Annotated in this window: 6 protein-coding genes and 1 pseudogene; 2 read left to right on the top strand and 5 right to left on the bottom strand. The window is 67.4% G+C overall.

What is annotated here, in order from left to right; all coding sequences use genetic code 11:
• From QH196_RS00385 to pdxH, 4 genes and pseudogenes are all read right to left on the bottom strand, one after another.
• Window positions 1–144, bottom strand: a pseudogene (locus QH196_RS00385) (uroporphyrinogen-III synthase); the annotation flags it as partial.
• 29 nt (window positions 145–173) lie between these two features.
• On the bottom strand, window positions 174–533 hold the full coding sequence (locus QH196_RS00380) for an FKBP-type peptidyl-prolyl cis-trans isomerase (protein WP_280413741.1): 360 nt from the start codon (window positions 531–533) through the stop codon (window positions 174–176).
• A 28-nt stretch (window positions 534–561) separates the two neighbouring features.
• A complete protein-coding gene (locus tag QH196_RS00375; protein WP_432279401.1) occupies window positions 562–1,899 on the bottom strand; it encodes a citrate synthase in 1,338 nt (445 codons plus the stop codon).
• A 334-nt stretch (window positions 1,900–2,233) separates the two neighbouring features.
• Window positions 2,234–2,953, bottom strand: coding sequence for a pyridoxamine 5'-phosphate oxidase (gene pdxH / locus QH196_RS00370; RefSeq protein ID WP_280413739.1), 720 nt, complete (start codon window positions 2,951–2,953; stop codon window positions 2,234–2,236).
• A gap of 60 nt (window positions 2,954–3,013) precedes the next feature.
• On the opposite strand from pdxH, the gene QH196_RS00365 reads away from it, so the two are divergent.
• Window positions 3,014–4,156 (top strand): citrate synthase 2, encoded by a 1,143-nt coding sequence (locus QH196_RS00365; protein WP_280413738.1) that lies wholly within the window; start codon window positions 3,014–3,016, stop codon window positions 4,154–4,156.
• A 276-nt stretch (window positions 4,157–4,432) separates the two neighbouring features.
• Here QH196_RS00365 and QH196_RS00360 read toward each other — a convergent pair whose 3' ends face one another.
• Window positions 4,433–5,146 carry a hypothetical protein gene (locus QH196_RS00360; protein WP_280413737.1) on the bottom strand — a complete coding sequence of 238 codons (714 nt, stop codon included), beginning with the start codon at window positions 5,144–5,146 and terminating at the stop codon, window positions 4,433–4,435.
• A 63-nt stretch (window positions 5,147–5,209) separates the two neighbouring features.
• Between QH196_RS00360 and serC the strand changes: the two genes are divergently transcribed.
• On the top strand, window positions 5,210–6,334 hold the full coding sequence (gene serC / locus QH196_RS00355) for a phosphoserine transaminase (RefSeq protein WP_280413736.1): 1,125 nt from the start codon (window positions 5,210–5,212) through the stop codon (window positions 6,332–6,334).
• Window positions 6,335–6,512: the final 178 nt, after the last annotated feature.

The following is a 6,512-nucleotide window of genomic DNA, read 5'->3' as shown; positions in this document are numbered from 1 at the left end:
GATGCAGGCCACGATCGTGCGGGCGTGCGGTTTGCCGGCGATACCCACCAGGTTCCGGACCGTGGAGCTCGAGGTGAACAGGACCGCGTCGAAACCGCCGGTCTTGATCATCTCGCGGGTCTCCGCGGGCGGCGGGGAGGCGCGCGCCGAGCAGAACTCAGGTGTAGCCGGGTCTACTTCGCGTCGAGCAGATCGATCACGAAGACGAGGGTCTTACCGGAGAGCGGATGACCCCCGCCGGCGGGACCGTAGGCCAGTTCCGGCGGGATGGTGAGCTGGCGGCGGCCGCCGACCTTCATCCCGGGGATGCCGTCCTGCCAGCCCTGGATCAGGCCGCGCAATGGGAAGGACAGCGATTCGCCGCGGCTCCACGACGAATCGAATTCCTCGCCGGTATCGAATTCCACGCCGACGTAGTGCACTTCTACGGTGCCACCGGGCACCGCTTCCGGACCGTCACCCACGGTGATGTCCTTGATGACCAGTTCGCTGGGCGGCGGGCCCGCCTGGAATTCGATTTCCGGTTTGCTCATGCCTTGAATCCCCTTCGATTCAATCGGTTCAGCGGTTGGTGATCTCGGAGTAGTCCCGTGCACCATAACCGGTGTAGATCTGCCGCGGGCGGCCGATCTTGATGGCTTCGCTGTGCATTTCCCGCCAGTGCGCGATCCAGCCCGGCAGCCGGCCCATGGCGAACAGCACGGTGAACATACGGGTCGGGAAGCCCATGGCCTTGTAGATGACGCCGGTGTAGAAGTCGACATTCGGGTACAGCTTGCGCTCGACGAAGTAATCGTCGGTGAGCGCGGCCTCTTCCAGGGCCTGGGCGATATCGAACAGCGGATCGCTGCCGAGTTTGCTGAGGATGGTGTCGGCGTGCTTCTTGGCGATCGCGGCGCGCGGGTCGTAGTTGCGGTAGACCCGGTGCCCGAAGCCCATCAGCTTCACACCGTCTTCCTTGTTCTTGACCTTGCGGATGAACTCCTTGACGTCGCCGCCGGCGGCCAGGATATCGTCCAGCATTTCCAGCACCGCCTGGTTGGCGCCGCCGTGCAGCGGGCCCCACAGCGCGTTGATACCGCCGGATACCGAGGTGAAAAGGTTGGCGTCGGAGGAGCCGACCAGCCGGACCGTGGAGGTGGAGCAGTTCTGCTCGTGGTCGGCATGCAGGATCAGCAGCATATCCAGGGCGTTGGCGATCTCCGGGTCGACCTGGTAGGGCTCGGCCGGGAAACCGAAGGTCATCCGCAGGAAGTTCTCCACCAGCGACAGCGAGTTGTCCGGGTAGAGGAACGGCTGGCCCACCGACTTCTTGTACGAGTACGCGGCGATGGTCGGCAGTTTGGCCAGCAGCCGGATGGTGGACAGCTCGACCTGTTCGGGGTCGCGGGGATCCAGCGAATCCTGGTAGTACGCGGACAGCGCGTTGACCGCCGAGGAGAGCACCGGCATGGGGTGCGCGTTACGGGGGAAGCCGTCGAAGAAGCGCTTCAGATCCTCGTGCAGCAGGGTGTGCCGGCGGATCTTGTCGGTGAAATCCTCCAGCTGGTCCTGGGTGGGGAGTTCGCCGTAGATGAGCAGGTAGCTGACCTCGATGAAGGTCGAGTTATCGGCCAGCTGTTCGATCGGGTACCCGCGGTAGCGCAGAATGCCCTGTTCACCGTCGATATAGGTGATCGCCGATTTGGTCGACGCGGTATTGACGAACCCGGGGTCATAGGTCGTATATCCCGTGCTCGCCAGCAGCTTGCCGAGATCGATACCGTCGTTTCCTTCGGCGGCCTGGGCGATCGTCATGGGGTACTCGCCACCCGGATAGGTCAGAACCGGTTTGGCGTCATTGATGTGATTCTCCGGCACGGAAGGTTCCCTCTCAGGCTGTGACCATCGGCATCGCATGCGGTCGGCACGCGGTGCGTTATCGGTAGACGCTAGTCCTTGCTCCGTCGGGACCGGCGGGGAGGGTACCTGCGCGGCGATCTCACAATCGGCCCGCGCGGGTGTGCGTTTCGGCCTGCCGGATTCCGGCCGACACCGCTGTGACCGGCCGGATTACGAACCTGCGCCGCCGTGTTGCGATCTCACTGCAACACTCTGCGCCGCGGTGGATGGACCGCCGCGGCGCCGGGCAGCAATACGGTACCCACGCCACCGGAATCGAAACCGTGCGGAATATCACCGAAAGGCCTGCGCACAGGGTGTAACGGGCCGCGACTGCGGGCGATCGGCCACGTCACGGCTGCAGACGCTGCACCGACATCCCGGTTGCGCCGACACGGACGAGGATCCGGTTGTGCAGGCGACCGCGCCGGCCCTGCCAGAACTCTGCCTCGTCGGGTCGCAGCAGATAACCGCCCCAATGCGGAGGCACGGGAATCTCGGCGGCGGTGGCGAAGCGGGCCGTGGCCCGGACCAATCGCCGATCGAGCTCTTCGCGCGAATCGACCGGCTGCGACTGCGCCGACGCCCACGCACCCAGCTGCGATTCGCGTGGTCGCGACCGCCAATACTCTTCGGTGGTTGCGGCCGGCACCCGCTCCACCCGGCCGCGGAGATGCACCTGACGGGCGAGTTGCGGCCACAGGAAGGTCGCCGATGCGTACGGCACCGCGGCCAGCTGCGCACCTTTGGCCGAGTCGTAATTCGTATAGAAGATGACGCCGTCGGGCGAGAGCCCTTTACAGAGGACCGTGCGTGTCACCGGCCGGGCAACGGGCCCCGCCGAATCGACCGTGCCGAGCACCATGGCGTTGGGTTCGGCGATACCGGCCGCGGTGGCCTGGTCGATCCACTGCCGCACCAGCGGCTCCCAGCCGCCGGCCACCGAGTTCTCGTCGAGTTCGGTATCGCGCACACCGAGCAGCGGCCCCTGTTCCGGTGAACGCGGGTGGGCCGCACCGTATTCGGCGCGCATCGCGGCGAGAGAGGCGCCGGATTCCTCCACATCGGACATGGGCCAGACGTTACTCCGGAGTAGCAAAGCGCTAGAGTTCTGGTGAAAGGAGAGTCGCGTATGACCACCAATTCCGGCAGTTCGGGGGCCGGCCAGGTCCCGGACGATTTCGTCAGCGGCCTCGAGGGGGTGGTCGCGTTCACCACCGATATCGCCGAACCCGATAAAGACGGCGGCGCGCTGCGCTACCGCGGCGTGGACATCGAGGATCTGGTCACCAACCGGGTCACCTTCGGCGATGTCTGGGCGCTGCTGGTGGACGGCGAATTCGGGCACGGCCTGCCCCCGGCCGAACCATTCCCGCTGCCGGTGCACACCGGCGATGTCCGGGTGGATGTACAGGCCGGCCTGGCCATGCTCGCGCCCATCTGGGGATATCAGCCGCTGCTGGATATCGACGAGGCGACCGCCCGGGAGAACCTGGCCCGCGCGTCGGTGATGGCTCTGTCCTATGTCGCGCAATCCGCGCGCGGTATCTACCAGCCCGCGGTACCGCAGCGCCGGATCGACGAATGCACCACGGTCACCGAACGGTTCATGACGCGCTGGAAGGGTGATCCGGATCCGCGGCACACCGAGGCCATCGACGCCTACTGGGTATCGGCCGCCGAACACGGGATGAACGCCTCCACCTTCACCGCCCGCGTCATCGCCTCCACCGGCGCCGACGTCGCGGCGTCGCTCTCGGGCGCCATCGGCGCGATGTCCGGCCCGCTGCACGGCGGCGCCCCGGCCCGCGTGCTGCCGATGATCGAGGAAGTCGAGCGCAGCGGCGACGCACGTGCGCTGGTCAAAGGCATCCTCGACCGCAAAGAAAAGCTCATGGGCTTCGGCCACCGGGTCTACCGCGCCGAAGATCCGCGCGCCCGGGTGCTGCGCGATACCGCTCGGCGCCTGGCCGCCCCGCGCTTCGAAGTGGCGGCCGCCCTCGAACAGGCGGCGCTGGCCGAACTCCGCGAACGCCGCCCCGACCGCGCCATCGAAACCAATGTCGAATTCTGGGCGGCCGTCATCCTCGATTTCGCCGAGGTCCCGGCCCATATGATGCCGGCGATGTTCACCTGCGGCCGGACCGCGGGCTGGTGCGCGCACATCATGGAACAGAAGAAACTCGGCAAACTGGTCCGTCCCGCCGCCATCTACACCGGTCCGGGCCCCCGTGCCCCGCAGGACGTTGCGGGCTGGGACAGCGTCGCCGGGTAGTCCGGAAAGTCCCGCCCCTCAGCCGATGCGCGATGCCACCGAATTGGTGGCCGCGCCGCGTTACCTAGCGGGTGGACCCGAACGCTCCGGACCAATCGGTGCCGGACGGTCGCGACCCGCAGAGCTCGGCCCAGGCCCTCCGTCAGCAGCTCCGCTGGGCCCGCTGGTTGCGCCGGCCAGGTGCAACCTACGCGCGACTTCCCGGACCGGGCGTCGCCGACGGCCCAGCGAGTCCGGTGCGCGCAGCCGACGTGGGAGCAGGCCGGAAAGGCTTCGTCAGACGCAGTCCGGGTCGGCCTCCCAGTCGATCGCGACCGAGTCGCCGCTGTCGACCGTGAAGAACGCGACCCGGAGTTTCGCGCCCAGGTCCAGGTGTTCTATCGCGGACAGGGGCACCGGTTGGACCACCCGCACATACCAGGGGTCCGGCTCGTCCCAGGCACGTAACTCCAGGTCCAGGCGCATCACCGGATCGTCGCAGCCGCAGTAGTCGACTGCGACGGGGTTCACCGCGAGTACGGTCGCGGTGGCCCGGCGGCCGTCGGCCAGGATTTTCGCCAGCGCGGCCCGGCCCGGGTCGGCCTCGCCGGGGGGATACAGCACCATGCGGTCGCGGTCGTGCGGGTCCACCCGGCAGCACACCAGATCGCCGGGCCGCATCCGGTCCAGTTCGGCGCCGGATACCCGCTGCCGGACCTGGGCCTCGTAAGGCGCCAGCCCCGGCAGCCGGACACGGACCCGGAATGTATAGCCGGGTTCACGCCGCCTGGTCCCGGCTGCCAGCACGGTGGCCGATCCGGCCGTGCCGTAGGTCAGCAGTTCCCGGCGATCGGCGCCGCTGGGCGCCTCACCGCGCCGGCGGAAACGCCGCGGCAGCAGGCCGCGCAGCCACCCTCCCGGCGCCGGTGGACCCGGTTCCGCGCCGTGACCACCGCCACGGCCCTCATCGGATCGATCTCCGGCAGCGCCCCTCGACGACCGCATGCTCATACCCATTCACGTTAGCCGGAGTGTGGTACGCGGCACAGCAACGGCGCGGTTACGCTGTTGGCCATGACCAGTGCGTTCCCGACCATCCCCGATGAGCTCAAGCCCACCGACGGTCGTTTCGGTTGCGGCCCGTCCAAGGTCCGCCCGGAGCAGCTGCAGTCCCTGGTGGAGGTGGGTGCCTCGGTGTTCGGCACCAGCCACCGGCAGAAACCGGTCAAGGATGTGGTCGCCCGCGTGCGGTCCGGGTTGCGGGAGCTGTTCTCGCTGCCCGAGGGCTACGAGGTCGTCCTCGGCAACGGCGGCACCACGGCTTTCTGGGATGCCGCCGCGTTCGGCCTGGTTCGCGAGCGCTCCCTGCATCTGACCTACGGCGAATTCAGCTCGAAGTTCGCCAGTGTCACGAAGAACAATCCGTTCCTCGGCGATCCGATCGTCGTATCGGCCGATCCGGGTAGCGCACCGGCGCCGGTCGCCGATCCGGCTGCCGACCTCATCGCCTGGGCGCATAACGAAACCTCCACCGGTGTCTCGGTTCCGGTGCAGCGGCCGGCGGGGTCGGACAACGCACTCGTCGCCATCGACGCGACCTCCGGCGCGGGCGGGTTGCCGGTGAATATCACCGATGCCGATATCTACTATTTCGCGCCGCAGAAATGCTTCGCCGCCGATGGCGGGCTGTGGATCGCGCTGATGAGCCCCGCCGCGCTGGCACGGGTGCAGGAGATCAAGGATTCCGGGCGCTGGACCCCCGATTTCCTTTCGCTGCCGATCGCGATCGAGAACAGCCTCAAGGACCAGACCTACAACACCCCGGCACTGGCCACCCTGCTCATGTTTGCCGATCAAATCGACTGGCTGAACCGCAACGGCGGCCTGGACTGGGCGGTGAAGCGAACGCTGGATTCTTCCTCCCGGTTGTACGCCTGGGCGGAGGCCAGCGAATACGCAACGCCCTTCGTCACCGATCCGGCACACCGCTCCCAGGTGGTCGGCACCATCGACTTCGCCGATTCGGTGGACGCCGCCGCGGTCGCCAAGACGCTGCGGGCCAATGGGATCGTCGATACCGAGCCGTACCGGAAACTGGGCCGCAATCAGTTGCGTATCGGTATGTTCCCGGCCATCGATCCGGAGGACGTGGCTCAACTCACCCGCTGCGTCGACTGGGTGGTCGAAAAACTCGGCTGACCCCAGATCACCTGCGAATTCGGGCCCGTCGCGCGTGTTGCGCGGGGGGCCCCCCGCCGTGGCATCCCGCTGAACCCGAAAAGGCGTGATACACCAGGGGATATAGCAGATTTGCCGGAGGGGACGGGCACGGGGGAAAATTCGGGGCCGCGGGGCTTGGCCCACGCATACCAGAAGT

It is taken from the genome of Nocardia carnea (genome assembly GCF_029868325.1).
GTDB classification, from domain to species: domain Bacteria; phylum Actinomycetota; class Actinomycetes; order Mycobacteriales; family Mycobacteriaceae; genus Nocardia; species Nocardia carnea_C.
The sequence above is the reverse complement of the archived record's forward strand: the minus strand, read 5'-3'. Positions and strand labels throughout refer to the sequence as shown.

Excerpts from the sequence above, each read along its gene's own strand:
- QH196_RS00375 (WP_432279401.1), bottom strand. The coding sequence starts at position 1,899 with ATGCGATGCCGATGGTCACAGCCTGAGAGGGAACCTTCCGTGCCGGAG.
- QH196_RS00365 (WP_280413738.1), top strand. The coding sequence starts at position 3,014 with ATGACCACCAATTCCGGCAGTTCGGGGGCCGGCCAGGTCCCGGACGAT.
- pdxH (WP_280413739.1), bottom strand. The coding sequence starts at position 2,953 with ATGTCCGATGTGGAGGAATCCGGCGCCTCTCTCGCCGCGATGCGCGCC.
- serC (WP_280413736.1), top strand. The coding sequence starts at position 5,210 with ATGACCAGTGCGTTCCCGACCATCCCCGATGAGCTCAAGCCCACCGAC.
- QH196_RS00380 (WP_280413741.1), bottom strand. The coding sequence starts at position 533 with ATGAGCAAACCGGAAATCGAATTCCAGGCGGGCCCGCCGCCCAGCGAA.
- QH196_RS00360 (WP_280413737.1), bottom strand. The coding sequence starts at position 5,146 with ATGAGCATGCGGTCGTCGAGGGGCGCTGCCGGAGATCGATCCGATGAG.